Origin of the sequence: Gillisella terrae (assembly GCF_004801395.1) — a bacterium.
GTDB lineage: Bacteria > Pseudomonadota > Alphaproteobacteria > Rhizobiales > Rhizobiaceae > Allorhizobium > Allorhizobium terrae.
This window is the reverse complement of sequence record NZ_SSOA01000002.1, coordinates 664,524-690,595: the sequence shown is the minus strand read 5'-3', so window position 1 is coordinate 690,595 and position 26,072 is coordinate 664,524. Positions and strand designations below refer to the sequence as shown.

At 54.8% G+C, this 26,072-nt stretch carries 21 protein-coding genes; 7 read left to right on the top strand and 14 right to left on the bottom strand.

The window, feature by feature from the left end; translation table 11 throughout:
• Positions 1-10: 10 nt before the first annotated feature.
• Positions 11-796 carry an SDR family oxidoreductase gene (locus E6C51_RS06985; protein WP_190235498.1) on the bottom strand — a complete coding sequence of 262 codons (786 nt, stop codon included), beginning with the start codon at positions 794-796 and terminating at the stop codon, positions 11-13.
• Between the two features lie 251 nt (positions 797-1,047).
• Positions 1,048-2,856, bottom strand: a complete 1,809-nt coding sequence (locus E6C51_RS06980) for an SIR2 family protein (RefSeq protein ID WP_146936903.1) — start codon at positions 2,854-2,856, stop codon at positions 1,048-1,050.
• A 239-nt stretch (positions 2,857-3,095) separates the two neighbouring features.
• Between E6C51_RS06980 and E6C51_RS06975 the strand changes: the two genes are divergently transcribed.
• The 3 genes from E6C51_RS06975 to E6C51_RS06965 all read left to right on the top strand — a co-directional run bounded on the left by E6C51_RS06975 (position 3,096) and on the right by E6C51_RS06965 (position 8,439).
• Positions 3,096-4,757 (top strand): electron transfer flavoprotein-ubiquinone oxidoreductase, encoded by a 1,662-nt coding sequence (locus E6C51_RS06975; protein ID WP_190235437.1) that lies wholly within the window; start codon positions 3,096-3,098, stop codon positions 4,755-4,757.
• A 401-nt stretch (positions 4,758-5,158) separates the two neighbouring features.
• Entirely contained in the window at positions 5,159-6,262 is a 1,104-nt protein-coding gene (locus E6C51_RS06970; RefSeq protein ID WP_190235436.1) for a branched-chain amino acid aminotransferase, read from the top strand.
• A gap of 452 nt (positions 6,263-6,714) precedes the next feature.
• Positions 6,715-8,439, top strand: a complete 1,725-nt coding sequence (locus E6C51_RS06965; RefSeq protein WP_146936897.1) for a peptidoglycan D,D-transpeptidase FtsI family protein — start codon at positions 6,715-6,717, stop codon at positions 8,437-8,439.
• Positions 8,440-8,491: 52 nt separating this feature from the next.
• On the opposite strand, the gene mgtE is transcribed toward E6C51_RS06965, so the two are convergent.
• Positions 8,492-9,868, bottom strand: coding sequence for a magnesium transporter (mgtE, locus tag E6C51_RS06960; protein ID WP_146936895.1), 1,377 nt, complete (start codon positions 9,866-9,868; stop codon positions 8,492-8,494).
• Positions 9,869-10,220: 352 nt separating this feature from the next.
• Between mgtE and E6C51_RS06955 the strand changes: the two genes are divergently transcribed.
• The gene (locus E6C51_RS06955; RefSeq protein WP_190235435.1) at positions 10,221-10,838 is read left to right on the top strand and encodes a L,D-transpeptidase; all 618 of its coding nucleotides are present in this window, start codon (positions 10,221-10,223) and stop codon (positions 10,836-10,838) included.
• Positions 10,839-10,852: 14 nt separating this feature from the next.
• On the opposite strand, the gene E6C51_RS06950 is transcribed toward E6C51_RS06955, so the two are convergent.
• A complete protein-coding gene (locus E6C51_RS06950) occupies positions 10,853-12,049 on the bottom strand; it encodes an MFS transporter (protein WP_230987081.1) in 1,197 nt (398 codons plus the stop codon).
• A gap of 308 nt (positions 12,050-12,357) precedes the next feature.
• Here E6C51_RS06950 and E6C51_RS06945 point away from each other — a divergent pair, with 308 nt between their 5' ends.
• Positions 12,358-13,257 (top strand): diacylglycerol/lipid kinase family protein, encoded by a 900-nt coding sequence (locus E6C51_RS06945; protein ID WP_146936888.1) that lies wholly within the window; start codon positions 12,358-12,360, stop codon positions 13,255-13,257.
• A gap of 76 nt (positions 13,258-13,333) precedes the next feature.
• On the opposite strand, the gene E6C51_RS06940 is transcribed toward E6C51_RS06945, so the two are convergent.
• The 5 genes from E6C51_RS06940 to E6C51_RS06920 form a co-directional block, all read right to left on the bottom strand.
• Positions 13,334-14,938, bottom strand: a complete 1,605-nt coding sequence (locus tag E6C51_RS06940; protein ID WP_146936886.1) for an ABC transporter ATP-binding protein — start codon at positions 14,936-14,938, stop codon at positions 13,334-13,336.
• Between the two features lie 2 nt (positions 14,939-14,940).
• A complete protein-coding gene (locus tag E6C51_RS06935; protein WP_146936884.1) occupies positions 14,941-16,062 on the bottom strand; it encodes an ABC transporter permease in 1,122 nt (373 codons plus the stop codon).
• Positions 16,055-16,978, bottom strand: coding sequence for an oligopeptide ABC transporter permease OppB (oppB, locus tag E6C51_RS06930; protein WP_146936882.1), 924 nt, complete (start codon positions 16,976-16,978; stop codon positions 16,055-16,057). The genes E6C51_RS06935 and oppB overlap by 8 nt, the downstream gene beginning before the upstream one ends.
• A 63-nt stretch (positions 16,979-17,041) precedes the next feature.
• Entirely contained in the window at positions 17,042-18,640 is a 1,599-nt protein-coding gene (locus tag E6C51_RS06925) for a peptide ABC transporter substrate-binding protein (RefSeq protein WP_146936880.1), read from the bottom strand.
• 351 nt (positions 18,641-18,991) lie between these two features.
• Positions 18,992-20,338 (bottom strand): glutamine synthetase family protein, encoded by a 1,347-nt coding sequence (locus tag E6C51_RS06920; protein WP_190235433.1) that lies wholly within the window; start codon positions 20,336-20,338, stop codon positions 18,992-18,994.
• A 138-nt stretch (positions 20,339-20,476) separates the two neighbouring features.
• Here E6C51_RS06920 and E6C51_RS06915 point away from each other — a divergent pair, with 138 nt between their 5' ends.
• Positions 20,477-21,847, top strand: a complete 1,371-nt coding sequence (locus tag E6C51_RS06915) for an aspartate aminotransferase family protein (protein WP_190235432.1) — start codon at positions 20,477-20,479, stop codon at positions 21,845-21,847.
• Here E6C51_RS06915 and E6C51_RS06910 read toward each other — a convergent pair whose 3' ends face one another.
• The 5 genes from E6C51_RS06910 to E6C51_RS06890 all read right to left on the bottom strand — a co-directional run bounded on the left by E6C51_RS06910 (position 21,848) and on the right by E6C51_RS06890 (position 25,227).
• The gene (locus tag E6C51_RS06910) at positions 21,848-22,135 is read right to left on the bottom strand and encodes a DUF2218 domain-containing protein (RefSeq protein ID WP_146936874.1); all 288 of its coding nucleotides are present in this window, start codon (positions 22,133-22,135) and stop codon (positions 21,848-21,850) included. It abuts the gene before it with no gap.
• A gap of 1 nt (position 22,136) precedes the next feature.
• On the bottom strand, positions 22,137-22,745 hold the full coding sequence (locus E6C51_RS06905) for a PadR family transcriptional regulator (protein ID WP_075637557.1): 609 nt from the start codon (positions 22,743-22,745) through the stop codon (positions 22,137-22,139).
• Between the two features lie 261 nt (positions 22,746-23,006).
• A complete protein-coding gene (locus E6C51_RS06900; protein WP_190235431.1) occupies positions 23,007-24,509 on the bottom strand; it encodes an AMP nucleosidase in 1,503 nt (500 codons plus the stop codon).
• A gap of 67 nt (positions 24,510-24,576) precedes the next feature.
• Positions 24,577-24,732 (bottom strand): hypothetical protein, encoded by a 156-nt coding sequence (locus E6C51_RS06895; protein WP_186827814.1) that lies wholly within the window; start codon positions 24,730-24,732, stop codon positions 24,577-24,579.
• Positions 24,733-24,888: 156 nt separating this feature from the next.
• Positions 24,889-25,227, bottom strand: a complete 339-nt coding sequence (locus E6C51_RS06890) for a DUF2147 domain-containing protein (protein ID WP_190235430.1) — start codon at positions 25,225-25,227, stop codon at positions 24,889-24,891.
• 577 nt (positions 25,228-25,804) lie between these two features.
• Here E6C51_RS06890 and E6C51_RS06885 point away from each other — a divergent pair.
• Positions 25,805-26,071, top strand: a complete 267-nt coding sequence (locus E6C51_RS06885; RefSeq protein WP_075637554.1) for an SEL1-like repeat protein — start codon at positions 25,805-25,807, stop codon at positions 26,069-26,071.
• Position 26,072 lies beyond the last annotated feature (1 nt).

Genomic DNA, 26,072 nt, shown 5'->3' with positions numbered 1-26,072 from the left:
TTTGCAACGCTTAAAGTGACTTTGCAGCGCCGCCGTCAACCCGCAGCATGGTGCCAGTTATGTAGCTTGCAGGTGCTGAGCAAAGGAATGCTCCGGCTGCGGCAAACTCCTCGACGCTGCCAAGCCGCCCTGCGGGGATTGTCTTGACCGAGGCTGCGCGCACCTCTTCCAACGACTTGCCAAGACGTGTTGCATTGGCACCATCCAACTCATCAATGCGGTCTGTGTGGATACGTCCGGGCAAAAGCAGATTGGCTGTAATGCCAAAACCTGCGATCTCCGTTGACAGGGTTTTGTTCCACCCCACCAAGGCTCCGCGCAACGTGTTGGACAGGGCAAGATTGCCAATCGGCTCAATAACGCCGGATGATGCAACCGTGAGAATGCGACCGAAGCCTTGGCTTTTCATCTGCGGCAGCAGTGCGTTGGTGAGCGTGATCACCCGAACGACCATGGACTGGAAGAAATTATAGAGCTTCTCGGCATTCATCTCTTCTGCCGTGCCGGGCGTTGGGCCGCCGGTATTGTTGACCAGAATATCAATGCCGCCCAGCGTGTCGGAGACCGCCTGAACCATGGTGTCGACAAAATGGGCGTCAGCAAGATCGGCGACGACATAATCAGCCTTGCCGCCAGCCGTTTTGATCTCGACGCAATTGGCCTTGAGCTTTTCTTCCGTGCGACCGCAGATCAACACATGCGCGCCCTCGGCCGCCAATGCTTTGGCAATACCAAAGCCCAAGCCCCGAGAGGCCGCAAGAACCAGAGCGCGTTTACCGGAAATGCCAAGATCCATCGTCATATGTCCTTTGTCTGTGGCCGTCATGGGATGGAAAGAAAAGAGGCCATCACCGTCCGAGCTATGCAAAATTGCTCTATCTCGCCCACAGGCCGCATCCGCAAAATGCGCAATTTAGCTTAAAATTTGTGAGTCAAAAACAGAGGTTATAAACCGAGGCCTCCGCTCATGATGAACGAAGGCCTCTATGGTTGTTATACTATCGTGCCAAATTGCAACACAAAACTCAAGCCGAGCGCAACGCGCCTTTAAGCTGCGAGTGCGCTGTTACGGTTGAGCGTTAATTGATTCGCGTGCTCGAACTTCTCAATGGCCTGTTTGAACAGGTCTTCATCCTGTTTAAGCTTGGCAAGGTTGGTCAGCGCATTGCCCCAGTTTTGGAACGTGTCTGGGTCTTCCGGGCTCAAGTCGTTGGCGCGTTCAAACTTTTCAATGGCTTGGCGGAACAGGTCCTCGTCCTGCATCAGCTTTGCAAGATTTGTCAGCGCATTACCCCAGTTGTTGAAGGTGCCGGGATGATTTTCCCGACGCTGATTGGCGCGCTCGTATTTCTCGATGGACTGAATGAACAAGCCTTCATCCTGCTGCAACGCGGCCAGATTGGCCAGTGAATTGCCCCAGTTGTTAAAGGTGCCAGCCGAGTCAGGCCGCAATTCGTTGGCGCGCTGGTATTTTTCACAGGCCTGCTTGAACAGGTTTTCGTCCTGCTTGATTTTTGCCAGATCCGAGAGCGTGTTACCCCAATTGTTGAGGGTGCCGGGATCGTCCTGCTTGATCTGGTTCGCGCGCTGGAATTTTTCGAGAGCCTGCATAAACAGGCTGGTATCCTGTTGCAGCCAGGCCTGTTTTGCCAGCACAATACCCCAATTGTTCAGCGCTTCGGCAAAATCGGGCTTCAGGCTTACGGCTTTGCTGTATTCGGCTGTGGCATTGATCAGCACTTCCAGATCATCGGCTTTCTCAAAGCTCTTGCTCAGGCGATACCCCTTGGAAAAATGCGCCCAGGCGTGGATGTCGCTATCTTTTTTCGATTCAAACAGCCGACGGTCGCCCGAATCGAGAGAGTCTTCATTCTGCGTGATGATGTCTTCCGGACGCCCTTGAAGCACAGCAGTTTGCACAAAATTGAGCTGCAAGGCGGCCTGATTGTCCTGCAAGCGCTCGATTGTGCTGGCCAGAATGTCCTTGGCGGCATCAATTTTTTCCAGCGGAAAGGCTGTGATTTCGCTTAAGCCTGCAATCAGATGGCCAGCCGGATCGGCAATTACCTCCGGCGGGAAGCAATAAAGCTCGCGGGCCAGATCAATCATGAAGCGGTCTGCATCTGCCCCGCCGAGATAATGGCAGTAATTTTGTGCAAGAAGCGATGCCAGATGGTCGTCCGGCTCTTCCTTGTGGCCGATCCAGTAGATATGCGTTTCGCCGGTGTAATATTTTTCCAAAAGCGGGAAAATATGGTCGGTGCGGCCGCTATAACCCAAAACAATCAAATGGTTATCGGCAAACAGATCCGCAATCAGCGGTTCGACTTTTCGTGCATGCGCCTCTGCCTCAGCCACCGTGTTTTTCATCACCTGGGCTGCGCCCTGACCGTGCAGATGAACGATGGATGGGTCAGCAATGAAATCGGTGCGCTCATTGGGTGCCACACCATAATCATAGGTGGACAGATATTGCCCCAAGAGGCCGCAGGCGCGGGCGAGGATATTGTCGAAATTGAAGGTGACGACCCGCTTCACCAGATCGGCCTTGATCATGCCGGCCAAAGCAATATGCGCCCAATTGATTTTAGAGGCCGCAAGATGGGCACTGAGCAGGCGCTTTCGCTCGCTCGGCGGCAGCTTTTGCATGCAGAGGTAATAATCCCATTTGGACTTGGCATCCATGCGATCAAAACGCTGCGGAAATTTCTGGTGGATCTCCTGAATAATCCCGTTTGCCGTTGGAATTCCTGCCGAAACAGACATCCCGGCACCCGTCAGGAAAATGAAACGACCTTCAGCCTGCTGAATGGTATTTGCCAGCTCTGCTACGTCTTCACTCGTGTATTTCGTCATTTTGGCCCCCAAGATCCGCTCGCCTCGATTTGCATGGAATGGACAAAGGTGTCAATTTTGGCAATTACGCGGGATTTTGATCAGATAGTTTACGTGCACGTAAGAGATAGGTATTCTCTTACGTCATAGTAGCGCGCGAAAATTTCGCGAAACTGTCGTCCATGTCGTGGCTCGACAAGTTGCCTGCGATTTGACAAGTAAGAATGCAACACTGGGACCACGCTGAGCGGAGAGAGAAAATGAACGAACAAGAGCTGCCAGAGCGCGAGAGCATGGAATTTGATGTGGTGATTGTGGGTGCGGGGCCTGCTGGGCTTTCTGCGGCCATTCGCCTGAAACAGGTCAATCCTGAGCTTTCCGTGGTCGTGCTGGAAAAGGGGGCCGAAGTTGGTGCGCATATCCTCTCCGGCGCGGTGGTTGATCCAATTGGCATTGACCGATTGCTGCCCGATTGGCGCAGCGAGGCTGACCATCCGTTTAAGACGGAAGTGAAGGCCGATCATTTCTTGTTCCTTGGGCCAGCAGGTTCGATTCGTCTGCCCAACGCGCTGATGCCGCCGTTGATGAACAACCATGGCAATTACATCGTTTCGCTGGGCAATGTCTGTCGCTGGCTGGCGGGCCACGCGGAAGCTCTCGGCGTGGACATCTACCCCGGCTTTGCCGCCACCGAAGTGCTTTATAACGACGCCGGTGCGGTGATTGGTGTGGCGACCGGCGATATGGGCATTGAGAAAAACGGCGAACCCGGCCCCAATTATACGCGCGGCATGGAGCTTTTGGGTAAATATGTGCTGATTGGCGAAGGCGTGCGCGGCTCGCTGGCCAAGCAGCTGATTGCCAAATTTGATCTGTCGCGCGACAGCGATGTGCAAAAGTTTGGCCTTGGCATCAAGGAGCTTTGGCAGGTGAAGCCGGAGCATCACAAACCGGGGCTGGTGCAGCACTCGTTTGGCTGGCCGCTGGATATGAAAACCGGCGGCGGCTCCTTCCTCTATCATCTTGAGGATAATCAGGTGGCGGTTGGTTTTGTAACCCACCTGAATTACAAGAATCCGTATCTTTTCCCGTTTGAAGAGTTCCAGCGCTTCAAGACGCATCCGGCCATTCGTGATACGTTTGAGGGCGCAAAGCGCATTTCTTATGGCGCGCGCGCCATTACCGAGGGTGGCTATCAATCGGTGCCGAAGCTGTCCTTCCCCGGCGGCGCGCTGCTGGGCTGTTCGGCGGGCATGGTCAACGTGCCGCGCATCAAGGGCAGCCATAATGCCGTGTTGTCCGGCATGATGGCGGCGGAGAAGATTGCCGAGGCGATTGCGGCTGGTCGTGCCAATGATGAGCCGATTGAGATCGAAAACAGCTGGCGTGAGGGCGACATCGGCAAGGACTTGAAGCGGGTGCGCAATGTTAAGCCACTGTGGTCGAAATTTGGTACCGCCATTGGCGTTGGTCTTGGCGGGTTGGATATGTGGACCAACCAGCTGTTTGGCTTCTCCTTCTTCGGCACGCTCAAACATGGCAAGACCGACGCGCAATGCCTTGAGCCCGCAGCAAAGCACAAGAAGATCGACTATCCCAAGCCCGATGGCGTGCTGACCTTTGATCGCCTGTCCTCGGTGTTCTTGTCGAACACCAACCACGAAGAAGACCAGCCTGTGCACCTGAAGGTCAAGGATCTGGCCTTGCAGAAATCGTCCGAGCTTGGTGTTTATGCTGGTCCGTCAAACCGCTACTGTCCTGCCGGCGTGTATGAATGGGTGGAGAAAGACGGCGAGGAAAGCTTTGTGATCAACGCGCAGAACTGCGTTCATTGCAAAACCTGCGACATCAAGGACCCGAACCAGAACATCACCTGGGTGCCGCCCCAAGGAGGCGAAGGACCAGTTTATCCAAATATGTAATATTTGGGTGAAGTGGTCCGCACAGACCTCCGTTCTTAGAATGCAGGCGAAGGACCAGTTTATCCAAACATGTAATGTTTGGGTGAAGTGGTCCGCACGGACCTCCGTTCTTAGAATGCAGGCGAAGGACCAGTTTATCCAAACATGTAAGCCCATGACCCCCGGCATCGTGAGATGCCGGGACAGGTTTCATGGGGAAAGAGTTTGGGTGAAGTGGTCCGCACGGACCTCCGTTCCTAAAATGCAGGCGGAGAGGGGCCGGTTTATCCAAACATGTAATATTTGCCAAAAATACATGGTTTGGCCTTGAAATGGCTTGTGAAAGGTGATGTTGCTCTGTAAGCAAAGTTCGATAGGTCAGCAATACTGACCTATCGATTGTTTTCAAGAGGTCATCCGTCATGTCTGCCGAAGCTTCGCCATCCGAATTCACCATCAAGCTCAACGCCAATCCGATGCCAGAGGATGAGCGGTTGCAAGCGTTTCAAAGCCTGGGCTTTGGCACGCTGTTTTCTGACCATATGGCGGTCATTCACTGGAATGTGGTGAAGGGCTGGCATTCTGCCGAAATTACCGCACGTGGCCCTTTTGCCATTGATCCGGCGGCGGCTGTGTTGCACTACGCGCAGGAAATCTTCGAGGGCATGAAGGCCTATCGCACCGGCGATGGCAAAGTCGTGCTGTTTCGTCCCGATGAAAACGCCCGCCGCTTCAATGAATCGGCCAAGCGCATGGCGATGCCGGAAATTCCACAAGAGCTGTTTTTGCAAGCCATTGATCAGCTGGTCAAAACCGACGCGAAGTGGATTCCAGAAGGTGAGGGCAGCCTTTACCTGCGTCCGTTCATGTTTGCCACGGAAGCTTTCTTGGGCGTGCGGCCAGCGCGCGATTATATTTTCTGCGTAATTGCTTCGCCGGTTGGTCCTTATTTCAAGGGTGGAGCCAAGGCCGTAAAAATCTGGGTCTCGGAAAACTATACCCGTGCTGCTCCCGGCGGCACGGGTGCTGCCAAATGCGGTGGCAATTACGCAGCCAGCCTGATTGCCCAGCAGGAAGCTGTTGAGCACGGCTGTGATCAGGTAGCGTTTCTGGATGCTGCCGAACACAAATGGGTGGAAGAACTGGGCGGCATGAATGTGTTTTTCGTCATGGACGATGGCTCGCTGGTCACGCCACCACTTGGCGGCACAATCCTGCCCGGCATCACCCGCAATTCCCTGCTGTCGCTAATGCGCGATCAGGGCATGACAGTCAACGAGCGGCCTTATTCCTTTGAGGAATGGCAGGCCGATGCCAAGAGCGGCAAACTCAAGGAAGCCTTCGCCTGCGGTACCGCCGCTGTGGTGGCGGGCATTGGTGAGGTTAAATTCACGCAAGGCAGCTTCCAGATTGGCACCGGTGAAACCGGCCCAGTGACCACCAAAATCCGCGAACAGCTTGTCAGCATCCAACGCGGCAAAAGTAATGATCCCCATGGTTGGGTCAGAACGATTGACGGAATTTGAATGAAGAGGGCCACAGCAGATGTGGCCCTCAGCTTATTGACAAACCTCTCGCTCGACGTTTCGTCACCCTCGGGCCTGTCCCGAGGGTCTGCCGTGGCTGGATAAGCAATTGACTTTGCTTATGAAATTAGCGTGGTTAGATGCTCGGCACAGGGCCGAGCATGACGTCGAGGATAAATTTAGGGTTTGTCAGCAGTCTGGGGCCGGGAGCAATCCCGGCCTTTTTGGTGAAGCCGATGAGCCTTCACTTTGGGTTCGGGTCGTAATTCTCGGCTTTCACACCGCAGCTGACCCGAACACAATCTCACTACAATTTCCCGCGAGTGTCCTTCACGCAAAGTTGACGCAATCCAAAGGATTGGCCGCGCCTCAGTGTCAAATCTTAACGCTTCATTAAGTCGATCTCTATAATTTTAACGTTGCATTAAGTTTTTCTGAAGAAGCGCTTGCCAATGTCGATTGTTCAACATTTCAGCTCCAAAGCTGGCCGCCTCCGGGAACTTAAGTTCAGTGTGCGCTCGAGCAAGCGTCAATTTGTAGAGGAGCGAAAGCGCCATCGGCAGGCCAAATCCCGAATCATGGTCATTTCGGGCGGGGTCCTGCTGTTTTATGCCGCTCTCTTTGCCAAATTGGGATATATGGGCTCAGAGACATTGCCCGATATATCAAAAATTCTACCGCCTCTCCAGATTGCCTGGCGGCCGGATATTCTGGATCGAAACGGCCAGATCATGGCCACCGATATCCGAACGGTTTCGATGTTCGCCGACCCACACCGCATTGTCGATGTCGATGAAGCGGTGGAGAAAATCTCCGGGCTGTTTCCCGATCTGGATAGAAAGGCTCTTTATAAGAAGCTGTCTGATCGAAAGTCCCATTTTGCCTGGCTGGAACGCCAGTTAACGCCAGAACAGCAAAATCAGGTGATGAAACTAGGGCTTCCTGCCATTGGCTTTCGACCGGAGGTGAAGCGCTTTTATCCGGGCGGGCGCACGGCGGCTCATGTTTTGGGTTATGTCGATATCGACAATCACGGCGTTGCCGGTATGGAGAAATATATCGACTCTCAAGGCCTGTCCGATCTGGCAGCCACGGGCCTTGCGACACCAAGCGCGCTTGAGCCAGTCAAGTTGTCGATTGATTTGCGCGTGCAGAACATTGTTCATGATGTGATCAGTGATGCCTTGACCACCTATAAGGCGCAGGCTGCGGGGGCTGTGGTTCTCGACATTCACACGGGAGAGGTGCTGGCCATGGCATCTGTGCCGGATTTTGATCCGAATGATCCGCAAGGAACGGGCGGGCAGGGGTGGCTGAATCGCATGTCAAACGGCACGTTTGAGATGGGGTCGACCTTCAAGACCTTTTCCATGGCGATGGCCTTTGACACCAATTCTGTGAAGCTGACCGACACATTTGATGCAACGAGCCCGCTCCACATTGGCCGTTTCACCATCCATGATGACCGCGATGTGCCGCGACGTTTCCTGAGCGTACCAGAAGTGTTTCGCTATTCCTCCAATATCGGCACGGCAAAAATCATTGAGGTTGTCGGGATGGATGCGCAGAAGGAATACCTTAATCGTTTGGGTCTGCTGACCCGTCTTCAAACCGAATTGCCCGAGGTGAAAACGCCGAGCCAGCCACGGGTTTGGAGCAAGTTGACGTCTATCACCGTTTCATTTGGTCATGGAGTGGCAACCACCCCTCTGCAAGTCGCAGTTGCCGGTGCGGCACTGATGGACGGTGGTAAGCTGATCGAGCCGACTTTTCTGCCACGCACTGAAGAAGAAGCAGAGAAAACCGCAAAGACCGTCGTCAAGACGAGCACCAGTGACACGATTCGCTATCTCTTTAAATTAAACGGAGAACAAGGCACAGGCAGAACTGCCGATGTCATGGGTTTTCACGTTGGCGGTAAAACGGGCACCGCCAATAAGGTTATCCATGGCGTCTATTCGCACAAGCTCAGCTTCAATTCGTTCCTGGCCGCTTTCCCTATAAATAATCCGAAATACGTGGTGCTGGCCATTATCGACCAGCCGCTGACCGGCCTGCACAACTTGAATCTCGCCACCGAGACTGCGGCGCCCATGGTCCACGATATTATCGCCCGCGCAGCACCCCTTTTGGGTGTTCAGGAGGATGTCGGAAAAAATACGCTGGTGGGCTACTGATTCGACCGCCCGGTTATCGACCGGGCGGCTTTTGATCGGAACAGGTAGCGTTTTACAACAAAGTTCCGCTCAAAATCACCAGCGCTACGGTGAAATAAATCACCAATCCGCTGACATCCACCAAGGTTGCCACAGCCGGTGCCGAGGCGCTGGCAGGGTCAAGGCGCAGGCGTTGCAGCAAAAATGGCAGCATGGAGCCTGCCATGGAGCCGAAGGTAACAATGCCAATCAGGGCCGCAAACACGGTGAAGCCAACCAGCAGCCAGTGGTCACCATAGTTATAGAGGCCCAGATGTTGCCACATCGCAATGCGTACAAAACCGACCAAACCGAGAATGGCCCCCAGCGTTATGCCGGTTGGCAATTCGCGCAGCGCCACCCGCCACCAGTCGGAGAGTTTCAACTCGCCAACCGCCAAGGCCCGAATGATCAGAGATGTGGCCTGGGAGCCTGAATTGCCGCCAGAGCTCATGATCAGCGGAATAAACAGGGTCAGCACCACCGCCTTTTCCAGCTCACCTTCAAAATATTGCATGGCGCTGGCCGTGAGCATTTCGCCCAGAAACAGCGCAGCCAGCCAGCCTGCGCGTTTCTTGATCATGCCTGCGAAACTGATCTGCATATAAGGCTTGCCGAGTGCTTCCATGCCGCCAAATTTCTGCGCATCTTCGGTGGTGTCGGCAATCATGGTGTCGATCACGTCATCAACCGTAACAATGCCCAGCATCATGAAATTTTCATCGACAATGGGCAGCGCCAGCAGGTTGTTGCGGCGGATCATCCGGGCAACTTCTTCCTGCGGTGTGAGGCCGGTTGCTGTAACCACGCCATCGCGCTGGGCAACCGACAGGATCGAGGCTTCCGATGGCACGGTGATCAGGCGGCGCAGCGAAACGACGCCAATTAACCGCTTGCTGATCTGGTCCAGCACATAGATGGCGTAAACAGTTTCACTGGCATTTTCGACCTTGCGCACATGGGCCAGCGTTTCGCCAACCGTGAAATTATCGGTAACGCTGACAAATTCGGTGGTCATGATCGAGCCAGCCGTGCGCTGCGGATAGGCCATCAAATGTTCAACGGCATGGGCGGTTGCGGGGTCGAGGCGCGCAAAAATGGCCACGCGGCAGCGCTCATTCATATCTTGAAAAATATCGGCCACGCGGTCGTGGGCGGTGGCTTTCAAGAGACGCACAGCGTGCTCGGATGGCAAAGCGGCAATAATATCTGCCGCGTCATTGAGTTCAGGCCGAGCAATGACGCGCAGGGCCTTTTGCTGTGGCAGGCTGTCGAGCAGGCGTGCGGCTTCTTCCACATCCAGCCGGTTCATTTGCTCGATGCGCTCAGAGACGCTGACAACGTTGAGGCTGTCATTGAGAAGGTGGCGAGCTTTATTGCCCGCATTCATGGGAAAGCGTTGGATATTCATAATGCTCGCCTTTCCGTCGATCCGCCGTAGCGCAACCGACCTGGCAAGCTGACGGCGTCAGAGCAAGGCGGCCGCGTACGGCAAACACAATCGACTGGTACTGTCGCTTGGCATCTTGACGATGACTCCGTTGATATCCGCGCCACGAAACGTCGTGCGCGTGGTTGATAGCTGCTCCTGTTTTTCTGAAATGTCAAGTCAGAGCCAGACTGATGGTGCAACGCGAAAGCTTGGCGCAAAACACAAAAGCGTGAACATGTGAGCATTCGAAAAAAGAAAACACGTTTAACGGTCTATTAACCATAAACTCAATATTTTCTTGCCACGAAAACGACTCGAAAAAGGCAAGGTCATGACATTATCTCGGCGCGGTTTGATCTTTGGCATGCCCTTGTTTCTTGCCGGCTGCAAGACCAATCAGGTCGATCAGCAAGCACTCTATGGCGATAAGCTGGATGAGCGGCATCCGCTGCCCCGCGTGGCGCTGGACAAGATTCCGCCAGAACTGCGTCGTCAGGAAGTTGCCTATCAAACCCAGGAAGCGCCGGGCACCGTGGTGGTCGATACGCCCGCCCGCAGGCTCTACTACGTGTTGGGCAATGGCCGCGCCATCCGCTACGGCGTGGGTGTGGGGCGTAATGGTTATGCGTTGGCAGGCAACGCCTATGTCGGCCGCAAAGCTGAGTGGCCCACCTGGACGCCGACGCCCAATATGCTGCGTCGTGACCCCGAAAAGAACATGAAATATGCCGGTGGTTTGCCGGGTGGTCCTAACAATCCGCTGGGCGCACGGGCGATGTATCTTTATCGGGCTGGCAATGACACCATGTTTCGCCTGCACGGCACCAATCAGCCGTGGTCGATTGGGCAGGCCATGTCATCGGGCTGTGTGCGTATGATGAACCATGATGTCATTGATCTCTACGATCGCGTCAAAGTCGGCGATCGCGTTGTGGTGCTTCAGGCGTAAATGAACGCCGCCCTTTATGGTTTGTGTGTGTCGCGGTTGCGCCTCTCCAGCGCAACCGATACCAGAAATATGATCAGCCCAAACAGAGACAGGACTGATCCCACATAGCCGGTTGCGCCATAGCCGTAGCCCATGCTGATCACCATGCCGCCCAGCCACGCGCCCAGCGCGTTGGCAATGTTGAACGCCGAGTGGTTGGAGGCAGCAGCCAGCGTTTGGGCATCGGCTGCCACGTCCATCAACCGGGTCTGAACGGCAGGGCAGGCGGCAAAACCGCAGCCGGTGAGAAACACGCAGATACACAGCATCACAGGATTTGCGGCCGTGAGCGAAAACACCGCCATCAACACGACGTTAAAGGCCAACATGCCGCCAATCGTGCCGTTGAGCGAGTAATCGGCCAGACGCGAGCCAAGTACATTGCCAACATTCATGCCGACGCCAAACAGCGCGAGAATCACGGCAACCATTGACGCAGGCAGGCCAGCGGTATCCGTGGTGGTTTTGGCAATATAGCTGAAAATGGCAAACATGCCGCCAAAGCCAACAGCGGCTACAGCCAAGGCCAGCCACACTTGCAATCGGGCAAAAGCACCCAATTCGCGCTTGATGCTGGCTCCTTCACTCACCTTATCCTTGTGCAGATAAAGGGCAATCAGCGCCACTGTCAGGGCCGCAACACCGCCCACCATCAAGAATGCCGCCCGCCAGCTCATCATTTGCCCAAGAAAGGTAGCAATTGGTGTGCCAAGCAGGGTTGCAATGGTAAGCCCCAGCATAACCCGGCCAACGGCCCGCGCCCGTTTATGGGGTGGCACCATAGAGGCTGCGACAAGGGCTGCGACACCAAAATAGGCCCCGTGCGGCAGGCCGGTGATGAAACGAAGAGCGGTGAAGCTGAGAAAGTCGGGAGCGAATGCGCTGGCGAGATTTCCCGCAGAAAACAGCCCCATCAGCAAAAGCAACAGGGTTTTGCGCGGCAATTTTGCGGCAAGCACTGCGATAATCGGGGCACCCACCACCACACCCAAAGCATAAGCGCTGATGACGCGCCCGGCCTCTGGCACAGTGACACCAAAACTCTGCGCCACATTGGGCAGCAGGCCCATGATGGCGAATTCACCGGTGCCGATACCAAAGCCGCCCACTGCCAGTGCAATCTCAATCAGCAGGACCGTTCTTGCGGGCAGGCTGGTATGTGTCCTCGCCATACTCTCATGGCCCCCAGCGTTTGCAAAACGGGTGGTGTCGTTCATGGTTTTACCTTTAGCCGGGCGTAACAGCGCTCAATAGGATGTTTTCAGATAAATAATTTTACAGCGTGTCGCTGCAATGCAGCCGCTTTCGCGTGAAAAACAATTATATCATGATTGTGCGATGCGGTAGCGGAATTTGTGCGCCTCTTGAACTTGTCCATCGCAATTGCGATCTGCAAGGGGGATGAAACCTTCTGCGCTCCCATGCATTGTCTTGGGTTGCCCGGTTTTGTGGGACTCGTTCGTGAGCTGAAGGAACAGAAATGAAGATCAAGGCAGTCTTTAATAAAGATGGCGGCACATTTCGCACCACGGACATGGACGCCTATTGCCAACGGGCAATGCAGGTTTTTCGATCTGCGGGCCATGATGTGACCTGTGTCGCCGTGCCAGGCCGCGAGATTGTTGACGCCATGCAGTCTGCCGCAGATGAAGGCTATGATGCGCTGGTGGCGGGCGGTGGCGATGGCACCATCTCGACGGCTGCGGGTATTGCCTGGCGTGCCGGGCTGCCGCTCGGCGTGGTTCCTGCTGGCACGATGAACCTGTTTGCCCGCTCTTTAAAGCTGCCCCTGGATATCTGGCAGGTGTTGGAGGTGCTGGCGACGGCAGAGGTTCAGTCAGTTGATATCGCGAGCGTCAATGGTCAGCCTTATGTCCATCAGTTCTCTGCGGGCATGCATGCGCGCATGGTGCGGCTGCGCAATCGAATGAATTTTGCATCACGCCTTGGAAAAATTCGCGCCAGTGCCAGCGCCGCCCTCAGCGTGATGTTCAAACCACCCCATTTTGAGGTCGATTTTGACATGAAGGGTGATGGCCGTTCTGAAAAGCGCGAAGTATCGGCGATCTCCGTGTGCAACAATCCCATTGGCAGCAATCCGCTGTTTTTCGCCGATGACCTGACGACCGGCCAATTGGGCGTCTATCTGGCAGCACCATTGGACACGGTTGGTGTGGCCGGGCTGGCAATTGACATCGTGCGTGGTCGTCTAACCGAAAACCAATCGGTGATGGCAGCCGAAACAAAGAGTGTTCGACTGCATTTTCCCAAGCATAAAAAAGGCGTGGTCTGCGTTGTCGATGGGGAGTTGCTGCATATGCCGCGTGATGTGGAAATTAAAATTCACCCCGGCGAGTTGAAGGTATTGGCACCACAATAGTTTGTTGCACGGTTGGGGGCTTTGAAAACAACAACGCCCGGACGGGCCGGGCGTTGCTGGTGATATGTCGGCGTGATTAATGCGTGAAAGCCGCTGCAATCAATGTCTTGGTGTAATCCTGTGCAGGGTTGTCAAAAATCTCCTGCGTTGGACCTTCTTCGACGATCTTGCCGTCTTTCATCACCACAACATGATCGGCAATCGCTCTGATCACGGACAGGTCATGGCTGATGAACACGTAGGACAGATTGTGCTTCTCTTGCAGGTCGCGCAACAGCTCGATCACCTGCCGCTGGACTGTGCGGTCGAGCGCAGAGGTTGGCTCATCCAGAATAACCACTTTGGGCTTCAGAATCATCGAGCGGGCAATGGCGATACGCTGGCGCTGGCCGCCGGAGAACTCATGCGGATAGCGATTGCGTGAGGCAGGGTCCAGCCCCACTTCTTTCAGAGCGGCCACGGCGCGGGCGTCACGCTGCGCTTTGGTCAGCGTAGGCTCATGCACATAAAGGCCTTCGGTGATGATTTCACCCACCGTCTGGCGAGGCGAAAGCGAGCCGTAAGGGTCTTGAAACACCAGCTGCATGCTCTTGCGAAACGGGCGCATGCCGGTACGGTCCAGCGCTGAGATGTCGGTGGTTTCAAAACTGAAACGACCGTCCGCCTCCAGCAGTTTCAACAGCGCCCGGCCAAGGGTGGACTTGCCAGAGCCGGATTCGCCGACGATGCCAATGGTTTGCCCCTGATGAAGCCGCACATTGACGTGGTCCACGGCGCGGAATTTGCGCGTACCCTTGAACAACATGCCCGAGCTGATGTTGAAATCGACCACAACATTGCGACCTTCCAAGATCACGGGCGCATCGGCAGCCGGTGCGGCTTTGGTGCCGGTTGGCTCGGAGGCCAAAAGCATTTTGGTGTAGTCTTGTGTTGCACGCTCAAAAATATCGTCGCGGCTGCCATGCTCCACCACTTCGCCGCGCCGCATCACCACCACGCGATCAGCCACATGTTTGACCACACCCAGATCATGGGTGATCAGCACGATGGCCATGCCAAAGCGCTTTTGCAGATCGGCCAGAAGATCCAGAATCTGCGCCTGAATGGTCACGTCAAGCGCGGTTGTTGGCTCATCGGCAATCAGCATGTCAGGCTCATTGGCCAAAGCCATGGCAATCATGATGCGCTGGCGCTGGCCGCCAGAGAGTTCGTGCGGATAGCTGTCAATGCGCCGGTTGGGGTCGGGAATGCCAACCAGATTGAGCAGTTCAAGCACCCGTTCACGGGCTTGGGCCTTGCTCATCTTGCGGTGATGAATCAAGGCCTCGGCAATCTGCTTGCCCACCTTGTAAAGCGGGTCCAGCGAGGTCATCGGTTCCTGAAAGATCATGGTGATCTTGGAGCCGCGCACGCTGTTGAGGGTGGAAAGGCTGGCTCCCACCATTTCGGTCTCGCCGTAGCGGGCTGAGCCGGAGACTTTGCCATTGGCGGCCAGAAGGCCCATCAGCGCCATCATGGTCTGGCTTTTGCCAGAGCCCGATTCGCCAACGATGGCCAGCGTTTCGCCCTTTTTCACATCAAAGGAAATGCCCTTGACCGCATTCACCTCGCCATCCGGCGTGGTGAAATCAACTTTCAGATTTTTGACGGTCAGCACGGTTGCGTTCTTGGTCTTGTCCATGCTCATCGGTCCTTGGGATCAAGTGCATCACGCAGGCCATCGCCCACGAAGTTCAGTGAAAACAGGGTGAGCACGAAGAAGATAGCTGGGAAAATCAGCAGCCACGGTGCATTTTGCATGTTCTTCGCGCCTTCCGAAATCAACGTGCCCCAGCTGGCCAGCGGTGCCTGAACACCCAGACCCAGGAAGGACAGGAAGCTCTCCGTCAGGATCACATGCGGCACAACCACGGTGACAAACACAATCACCGGCCCAATGGTGTTGGGAATGATGTGACGGCGAATGATCTGCCAGTCGGTCAGGCCAAGCGCCTGGGCGGCACCCACAAATTCACGCCGTTTGAGTGACAGGGTTTGCCCACGCACAATGCGGGCCATTTCCAGCCATTGCACGGCCCCAATCACCACGAAGATCAACACGATGGAGCGTCCGAAAAACACCACCATGACGACAACGAGGAACACGAAGGGAAGCGAATAGAGAATTTCAACGACGCGCATCATGACATTGTCAATGCGTCCGCCCAGATAGCCCGAGGTCGCCCCATAGATGACGCCAATCCCCAGCGAGACAAGGCTTGCGGCAATGCCGACGGCAATGGAGATTTGCCCACCGAGCATGACGCGAACCAGCAGGTCACGGCCGTTGCTATCGGTGCCGAAGGGGAAATATTCCTGCGCAACATTGCCACTCATCGTCATCGACAGGCGATCTGCGGTGGTGTCGGTAATGCGCGTGTTCTTGAATTCGTTCACCCGGTCGAAATAGCGGATCGAGCGCGGATCAATCGGCTTGTCCGAGATGATCTTGGCGGTGAAAACGCCTTTTTCAACGCTGAAGCTTTCCAGCTTCAAGCGCGCGCGCTGTGCCGCACCGGCTGCCACTTCCTGCAAGGTATCCGGATGGGGAAACGGCTGCAAGCTTGGAGGCACCGAAACATAGGACGAGAAAACCTCATCATAGCTGTGCGATGAAAATAGCGGGCCAACGAAGGAAAACAGCGCAATCAGCAAAAGCATGATGCTGCCGCCCATAGCGGCTTTGTTGCGCCGAAACCGCAAGGCCGCCAATTGGGCCAGGCTTCGGCCTGCAATGGTAGGAGAGGTAATGGTGGTATCAGTCATGACGGACCCTCGGATCGAGCAGGCCATAGGCGACGTCGACCAGCAGGTTGAAGACGATCACGAAAACCGCAACGAGAACAACGGTTGCCATGACCAGAGGATAATCGCGGTTCAATGCACCGATAACAAAAAATCGGCCAACGCCCGGAATGGTGAAAATGCTCTCAACCACGGCAGAACCGGTCAAAAGAGCAGCGGCGGCTGGTGCAAGATAGGACACGACCGGCAACATCGCGCCACGAAGCGCGTGGGTAATCACCACGGTGCGCGAGGGCAGACCATAGGCGCGGGCTGTGCGGATATGGTCGGTGTGCAGTGCTTCAATCATCGAGCCACGGGTGAGGCGGGCAATGACGGCAACCTGCGGCAAGGCCAGCACGGTAATGGGCAGAGCCAGATAATAGGCAGAGCCATCACCCCAGCCACCAGCAGGCAGCCACGATAGCATCAGCGCAAAAACCAGTGTCAGCACCGGGCCCATCACGAAGTTCGGTACCGTAATGCCGATGGTCGAGACCGACATCAGGGCAAAATCAATAATGCCATTCTGCCGAAGGGCGGCAATGGTGCCAAGAATAACGCCGCCAACCAGCGCGATCAGCAAAGCAGTGCCACCAAGCTGAATGGAATAGGGCAGGGCCTGCGCAATCAATTGCGCAACCGTACTATCCTTGTAGATGAAGGATGGGCCAAAATCACCACGCACCGCATTGGCGAGGTAATTCAGATATTGGAGCCAGAGTGGCTGATCCAGATGATAGGTCTTCATCAGATTGGCCATGATGTCTGGCGGGAACGGGCGTTCAACGTCAAACGGTCCGCCCGGCGCAAAGCGCATCAGGAAGAAGGATATGGTGATGACGAGAAACACCGTGGGGATGGCGCTCATCAGTCGGCGAAGGACAAAATTGATCATGGTCAAATAACAGACGCGCGACAGACCATGTCTGGCCTATCGCGCATCATTCTCCGTTCGACGTTACTTGGAAACGCTGAGATACTTGGACAGATGCTCGTTGACAGCATTGTCAGCCCAACCGGACACCTTGTCAGACACCAGCCAGAGATTGGCAGTGTTCATCAACGGTGCAACAGGCTGCTCATCCACCAGGATCTGCTCCGCCTTGTGCATTTCTTCCATGCGGAGCTTCTGGTCTTTCTCGTTGTACGACTTCTTCATCAAGGCGTCGAATTCCGGGTTTTTCCAGTGGGCATAGTTGAAGGTGGTGTTGTCACCCAGGGTCAGAGCCAGGAAGTTTTCAGGGTCGGCATAGTCCGCACCCCAGCCAGCGCGCGCAACCGAGAATTTGCCGCCTTCCTTGAGGTAGGAATAGTGCGAGGCAACGTCGAGGTTGGTCAATGTCACCTTGGCACCGAATGTGGTCTTCCACATATCGGCAATCGCGGTGGCAACACGCTCATGGTTGCTGTTGGTGTTGTAGCGGATGTCGAGGTTCAGCGGCTTGCCGCCTGCGCCGTAACCGGCTTCCTTCATCAGCTCCACAGCCTTGTCTTCACGGTCGATCTGCGACATGGAGGCAAAGTCCGGAACGGCTGGCTTTTCATAGCCTTCCATGCCCGGAGGCACCATGGAGTAAAGCGGCAGCTGTGCACCGGAGAAGATTTCGCTGGAGAGGAAGTCGCGGTCGATAGCCATGGACAGCGCGCGACGGACCTTTACGTCGTTCATTGGAGCTTCACGGGTATCGAACGCATAGTAATAGGTCGACAGCGCCGGAGACACATGAACCTGGCTGCTGTAGGCAGCGCGCAAGCGTTTGATCTGGTCAGCTGAGAAGTTGTATACAACGTCCAGCTCCTTGGCTTCAAAACGACGAACAGCGGCGGCATCATCTTCGATTGGGTAGAACACGACCTTGTCGAGCTTGACGTTTTTGGCATCCCAATACTGGTCGTTCTTCACTTCGACCAGCTTGTCGTTTGGCACGTGGGATTCCAGCTTGAACGCGCCATTGTTGACCATGTTGCCGGGCTTAACAAAAGCATCGCCAAACTTTTCATAGTTTGCCTTGCTGATTGGCAGCGCTGTGTAATGCGACATCAGCTGCAGGAAGTAAGGGGTGAAACGCTCAAGCGTGATTTCCAGCGTCTTGGCATCAATTACCTTCACGCCCAGCTCTTCAACAGGCAGCTTGCCGGTGTTGACCTTTTCGGCGTTCTTGATGGGGTAGAGCAGGTTGGCATATTCAGCCGCGGTCTTTGGATTTTCCAGGCGACGCATGGCAAACTGGAAGTCTTCAGCCGTCACCGGCGAGCCATCCGACCATTTGGCGTTATCACGGATTTTGAAGGTGTAAACGGTGCCGTCATCCGACACTTTCCAGCTTTCGGCTGTACCCGGTACAATCTTGCCGCTTGCGTCAGCAATCGTCAGGCCTTCGAACATATCACGGATGACAAAGCCTTCAATATCAATGGAGATATGGGCCGGATCGAGCGACTTTGGTTCGCCGCTGTTGCCGCGGTTGAGTACAGCTTCAGCGAGTGCACCGCTTGCGCCCAGCAGCAGGCTGCCAGCCAGCAAGGTCGCTACAAAACGGGTTTTCATCAGGGTCATTATGGTCTCCACACCGAGTTGAGATTTGTTCGATTGCCGACCAAATTGCAAAGCTGCTCAAAAAACAACCCCTGCCTCAAAAAAAACATTGTCGCATTTGAGTAATCAAGCCCTATCCTGCGACAATAAAAGGTTTTTCGGCCGTTTTCGCGCCTGCGGCAAAAACGTCGAATGGGCTGTTTTCCCCGGTTTTCCACAGATTCTGGTATGCTGAGCATACTAAAAATGGCGACATTTTTCCGCGCAAATCAGCGGCCTGAGCGGTCTCTGCCTATTTCAAGTTTCTGAAAACCGATTGAAATGAAGGTTTATTTTTCAATAAACATCGCAATCTTAGGATGATTGTTCACATCACAAGCGTGGCAGATAGGTCCGATAGTCGAAATCCGACACGGTGCGCAAATAGGTTATGGCTTCCTTGCGCTTGGTGTCACCATAGATCTTTGCATATTGCGCCCCGAACACATCGGCGATGAAGGGCGATGCGCCAAACCGATCGACCGCAGTCAGAAAATCATGGGTCAAAATATTGGCAGTTGTGCTTGGAGCATTTGGCGAGGCTGGCGCACCGGGATCGAGATCTCGTTCCAGGCCCAACAGCATGCCGCCGAGAATGGCTGCGAGCAAGAGATAAGGGTTGGCGTCTGCGCCCGCGACGCGATGTTCCACGCGCGCCGCCGGGCCATCTTTATCCGGAATACGCACGGCTGTGCCACGATGGCCAAAACCCCAATCGATCTTGTCTGGCGCAAACGAGCCGGGCTGGAATCGACGGTAGGAATTGGCAAAGGGCGCAAAGATCAGTTGTGCCTCTTGCATGGTTTGCAACATGCCTGCTGTCACGGATTTCAGCCTGGTTGGCTCACCGCCCTTGGCATCCAGGATATTGTTGCCGTCACGATCGATAATGCTGATGTGCACATGCAGGCCGGAACCGGCCTGATCACTATAAGGCTTGGCCATGCAGGTGGATTTCAGCCCGTGCTTTTGGGCTGCAAATTCGGCCACCCGCTTGAGATAGATACAGTCGTCGGCGGCGGCCATTGCATCAGGACAGTGCAGCAGATTGACTTCAAACTGGCCGGCACCAAACTCGGCTGTGGTGGCGTCGGCGGGCAGGCCCATGGCGTCGGCATATTCTCTTAACGTGGTGAGGTAATCCTCCATGGCTGCCGTTGCCCGCATGTCATAGAGCTGGTAGCCATTGGGTTCGCCCCGATAGGTCAGCGACTTTGGCGGCATAGGGCGATCCCTCTCGCGCCAATCACCCTCCATCACGTAAAATTCCAGCTCGGTCGCGACCACGGGTGTCAGGCCAAGCGCATCAAACCGCTTGAGCACACGGGCGAGAATGGCGCGAGGACAGATAAAATGCGGCTCGCCATCCAGCGTATGCATGGTGGCCAAAACCTGCTTTGAACCCTTGGGTGCCCAAGGCATGGGCGTGAGCGAGCGCTTGTCCGGTACGCACATGCCATCAGGGTCGCCCAGGGTGAGCGAAATGCCGGTCAGGTCGTCATTGTCATCACCCCAGATATCCAGTGACTGGGTTGAAGCTGGCAGACGGACGCTGTTTTTCCAAACCTTGGCTTCGGCGCTGAGGGGAATCATTTTGCCACGCAGATCGCCATTCATACCCACCAGTAGCACTTCAATGCGTGCCTGTGGATCAAGCGTGGCATCCTGCGTGTCTGTCATGAAAGCGGCTTTCCAATATTGTTGGCTCAGGGTTGTTGGCATTCAGCCATTCTTGCCAAATGAGATTGCTCAAGTCATGTTCGTAGCGGATTAGTTACCGCCGTTCAATGCGGTGGAACCGTGATAGGATCGATCTTTATGTCAGATATTTCCAGCTCCCTTTCGAATCTCGCCGCCATCAATGCCGCCCATCATCTGCACCCTTTTAACGACATGAAAAAGCTGAATGAAAACGGCGTGCGGGTGATGCAAAAAGCCGAGGGCGTGTATATTTGGGATTCGACCGGCAAGAAATATCTGGATGCCTTTGCAGGTCTTTGGTGCGTCAATGTTGGCTATGGCCGCAGCTCGATTGCCAAGGCTGCCTTTGAGCAAATGCAGGAGCTGCCCTATTACAACACGTTTTTTGGCACCACCACGCCGCCAGCCACTCTGCTGGCGCAAAAAGTGACCAGCAAAGCCGGCCCCCATATGAACCACGTGTTCTTCACCAATTCCGGATCGGAAGCGACGGATACATGGTTTCGGCTGGCGCGGGTTTATTGGAAGGCGCTGGGGCACGCGACCAAAACCCAGATCATTGCCCGCAAAAATGGCTATCACGGCTCCACAGTGGCCGGGGCCTCACTGGGTGGCATGAAATATATGCACGAGCAGGGCAATCTGCCGATTGAGGGCATCCATCACATCAACCAGCCCTATTGGTTTGGTGACGGCGGTGATCTTTGCCCGGCGGCGTTTGGCCTCAAGATTGCGCAGGAGCTGGAGGCAAAAATCCTCGAACTCGGTGCCGATCATGTTGCGGCCTTTGTGGCTGAGCCTATCCAGGGAGCCGGTGGGGTGATTGTTCCACCGGAGACTTATTGGCCCGAGATTGTCCGCATCTGCAAGCAGCATAATGTTCTGTTGGTATCGGATGAGGTGATTTGCGGATTTGGCCGTCTGGGGAGCTGGTTTGGCTATCAACACTTTGGCTTTGAGCCGGATATGGCACCGATCGCCAAGGGCCTGTCATCGGGCTATCTGCCGATTGGCGGAGTGCTGGTGTCGGATCGTGTGGCCGAGGTGCTGATCAACGAGGTTGGTGATTTTAATCACGGCTACACCTATTCCGGCCATCCGGTCTGTGCCGCAGCAGCGTTGGAAAATATCCGTATTCTGGAAGACGAAGGGTTGGTTGAGCGCGTGCGCGATGACATCGGCCCCTATATGGCGCAAGCGTTGGGTACGCTGAGGGATCATGACAGAGTGGGTGAGGTGGTGAGCGTGGGCCTGATTGGTGCCGTTCAGCTGACAGACGACAAGGCCAGCCGCCGCCGTTTTGCCAAACCCGATGATGCGGGTGCTTTTGTGCGAAATCATTGCGTTGCCAATGGCGTGATTGTTCGCGCCACTGGTGATCGCATGTTGTTTTCGCCGCCCTTGATCATTTCACGGTCCGAGGTTGATCATGCGGTGGAGACCCTTGGCAAGGCTCTGGATTGGCTCAAGGATCATTATCACGCGTAATCAGGCATCCTGCCATGCAAAGGGCAGGGGCGCTTCGCGAAAAGCAAAACGGTCGAGATGGCTGGAGACGACGCCTTTGAGCCGCTCCAGCACCTCGTCCGACGGTGCTTCAATAGTTACCGTCAGCGCTTTCTCATCGGAGGTCATAACCGCCGTGGCATTGTCAAAGGACACGATGCCTTTGTTGTCCGCAAGCTCAACAGTCAGCTTATGGCTCCAGTGTTTGCACAGTTGTTGAATATATTTCCAGGCATGTTCTGTGGGCACGACGGCCGTGGTTTTGCTCATGTTACAACCTTTCAATCTTGCTGGCAGCTTCATCGAGAATGCGCGCGACTTCAAGCTGGGTTTCGCGCGAAACACCCTCTTGGGAGAGCCGGTCGTGGATGACCGCACGCATGTTGTGAATGGCACGGCGAACCGGGCCTGAATCCGTGCGCTCAGACACTTTGGCAAGAGCCGTCAGCCGGGCCATGGCAACGTCGAGCGCCTGTGCATTGTCTTGCAGATGAATGACGCCATCGGGTGTGATGCCTAACAGCTTGCGCGCACCTTCACTCTGCTGTTCTTCGGCCAGACCCATATCGATCAAAAGGGTCATGGTGGGATAGACCACGCCGGGGCTTGGAGCGTAGGCACCGCCAGAAAGGCTCTCAATTTCCCGGATCAGGTCATAGCCATGGCGTGGCTGTTCTGAAATCAGCTTGAGCAGCACAAGCCGCAACTCGCCCGATTCAAACATGCGACGGCGTTCGCCGTCGCGACCACGCCCGCGTCGGCCATCTGGTCCGCCGGGGCCAAAGGCACCGCCGCGCATGGCATGCATCATACTGTGAAGAATGTGGTGACGTCCTCGGCCGTGATGGTCATCGCCATGCTCTTTGTGAAAATGTCTCATTGATTATCTCCAATGTTTCTTGATGTGTCTAAGATATATCTTAGAACTATTGAATCAAGAGGGGCAGAGATATTTTTGCAGATGCCTGAAAACAAAATGCCCGACACAAGGCCGGGCATGATCTGAAAAGGAACGTCGCTTTACTGCATAATTCCTTAAATCGGAATCGATTTAAGGTGAAAATTATGCAGCAGATTAAAAGTGTTACAGCGCCGTGCGTTTTATAAAACGCACGGCGCTGTAAAAGCGATGCGCCGCTGTCTATTGAAACGCCGTCTCAAAGAAGCTTCTGAGTTTGCGCGAATGCAGCTTTTCCTGCGGCATGGCTGCCAGCTTTTGCATGGCGCAAATGCCAATCTGCAAATGTTGGCTCACTTGCGTTTTATAGAAGTTTGTCGCCATGCCCGGCAGCTTCAACTCGCCATGCAAGGGCTTGTCGGAAACACACAAAAGCGTGCCATAGGGCACACGAAAGCGGAAACCATTGGCGGCGATGGTGGCTGATTCCATATCGAGCGCAATGGCGCGGGCCTGTGAGAGCCGCTTTACCGGGCCGCGCTGGTCGCGCAATTCCCAGTTTCGGTTGTCAATGGTGGCCACGGTGCCGGTGCGCATGATGCGCTTCAGCTCAAAGCCTTCATAGCCGGTCACTTCTTCTACGGCATCTTCCAACGCCAGCTGCACTTCTGCCAGAGCCGGAATGGGCACCCAAACCGGCAAATCATCATCCAGCACATGGTCTTCGCGCATATAGGCATGGGCCAGCACATAATCGCCCAGTCGCTGGCTGTTGCGAAGGCCAGCACAATGGCCCAGCATCAACCATGCATGGGGTCGCAGCACGGCGATGTGGTCTGTAATGGTTTTGGCATTCGATGGGCCAACGCCAATATTGACCATGGTAATCCCGGCGTGCCCCTTCTTTTTCAGGTGATAGGCAGGCATTTGCGGCAGACGACCCACTGGCGTGCCGGAGGATGGGGCTGTTTCCCCCGCGAGGGTGACAACATTGCCCGGTTCAACAAAGGCGGAATACTCTTCGCCACCCTTTGCCATCAGCGCGCGGGCATAGGCGCAGAACTCATCGACATAGAACTGATAGTTGGTGAAAATCACAAAATTCTGGAAGTGATTGGCACCCGTTGCCGTGTAATGGGAAAGCCGTGCCAGCGAATAATCAATCCGCTGGGCCGTAAACGGGGCCAGAGGAAAAGGCTCGCCAGCCGGTGGCTCATACTCGCCATTGGCAATTTCATCATCGGTGGTCGAAAGATCGGGCGTATCAAACAGATCCCGCAGCGGGATATCGGAAAGCCCGCTGGCTGCCGCTTCCACATGGGCACCTTCACCAAAGGCGAAGTGCAAGGGAATGGGCGTGGTGGATTCGCTCACCCGCACCGGTACCTGATGATTGCGCATCAGCAGGCTCAATTGTTCCTTGAGATAATGGCGGAACAGTTGCGGCCGTGTCAGTGTGGTGGTGTAAACGCCCGGAGAGGTCACATGCCCATAGGAAAGACGGGTATCCAGATGGCCAAAGCTGCTGGTTTCAAGGGTGACTTGCGGATAGAAAGCGCGGTAGCGGCCTTCTATCTCTGCCCCCTTGCTGAGGGCTGTGAACGCATCAATCAGAAAGCGGGTGTTGCGTTCATAAATGTCTGTGATGGCATCAACGGCCTCGGCGGCGTCCGTAAAATACCGAGCCTCGTAAGCAGGCGGGCTGATGCAATTCATAGGGATTGGACTAACGATTCGATTGCTCATGAGACATTATAGAGCGCTCTTTTTAACAAGCAAACGACAGATGCAATAAAGCCGTCTTGTTTGTATTTTATGCCGATGGAATGAGGCCATAGGTGGCCGAAATCTGACTTTGCTGGCGCATGCGCGCGGCAGGATTATGGTCATTGATCATGGCAAGAAACAGCAGGGCAAAAAGGGTCATAATGACACTGATTGCAGTGAGGCGTTTTGCGATATCGACCATAACCATCTCCCGAGCAAAGTTAATGCCTTAATATGGCACATTTGCCTGAACCCAGACTGAATGGCATCCCATGAAGTGAGGTTTTGGTCTCAGATGCTTGCAATCAGCATGACAGCGCCTTGGGCTTTCTTCCTGCAAGGCGCTGCCCTCTCAGCGCTACATGCGCCGCCATGTCTGGCTTTTACAGAACACCGATAGAACGCAGCCCTTGAGCTTGAGCGTATTGCCGCTGATTTTGGCCGAGCCGGAATAGGTCTTGTCGGAGGCAGGATCGGTCACTTCGCCCGTGTACATGTCAGCCGCCCCGCTGAGCTTGCCAATCTGCTTGCCAGCGTATTTTCCGGTTTTAAGGTTGATGCAGAAATTTGAACCGCAATTGCTGATGTCGGCCGTTTCGCCGCTTTCTGTTTTCCATTTGCCTTCAATCGGCTCTGCTGCAAGCACCGCTGATGCACACAAAACCATGGCCCCCGCCACCAACAAAATTCGCTTCATTCTTTCCTCCTGATCGCTCCCCGAAAGTGCGGTGAAATTCACCGACTTCAAAAGCTAAAATAAGTGACGCGCACGTAAAGGTAAATAGGCTTTTTGCGGCCACGGTTTGCTGCTGGCTGTCACGAGAAAGAAGGGATTGTTTTTTGTCTTTCCGTATCGTGGTCAACAATCGGTTAAAAGCCATCCGTAAATATCTTGTAAAATTAACCCGGAATGGCCGGGAAATCAGCCCCTGTGATGCTTAACAGAAAGACAAGTTTACAAAGGGTTTTCGAGGCGTTTGCCGGTCGTTAAGCACGCCTTTTAAGGCGATTTTGAAATCCCTTTGGCATAGTGGGGACATCAAACGAGCCGGGAAAACCGGCCGGACCGAAAGCCCGAAAACAAGCAGGAAATGCGCAAAAGGGTTTTAGGTTTCAGACATGAAAACAGGGACTTAAACATTGTCTCATACGCTGCGAGCCACGCTGCTCCTGAGATGATGAGATGACAAAAAGACTGCCTTTGAGCTTCAGGCGCGGATTGTTGCGCCAGGTGTCAAAGGTCAAAAACGAAAACGTAGAAACAGGACAGACCAATGGCACATTTTGACGCGCACGAAGCAGATATGGCCGCAATGAGTGGCGAGAAACAGACGGATGTCTTTCGCATTCTCGGCTTGATGTATGCCACAGGGCGCGGATGTGATCAGAACATTGTTGCCGCCCACAAGTGGCTCAACATTGCGGCGATCAAGGGATGTGACCGGTCTGTGGGCCTGCGCGCCAATCTGGCCGCGACCATGTCAAAATCGCAGCTTGCTGAAGCGCTGAGAGATGCGCGTGAATGGATGACCTGTCACTGAT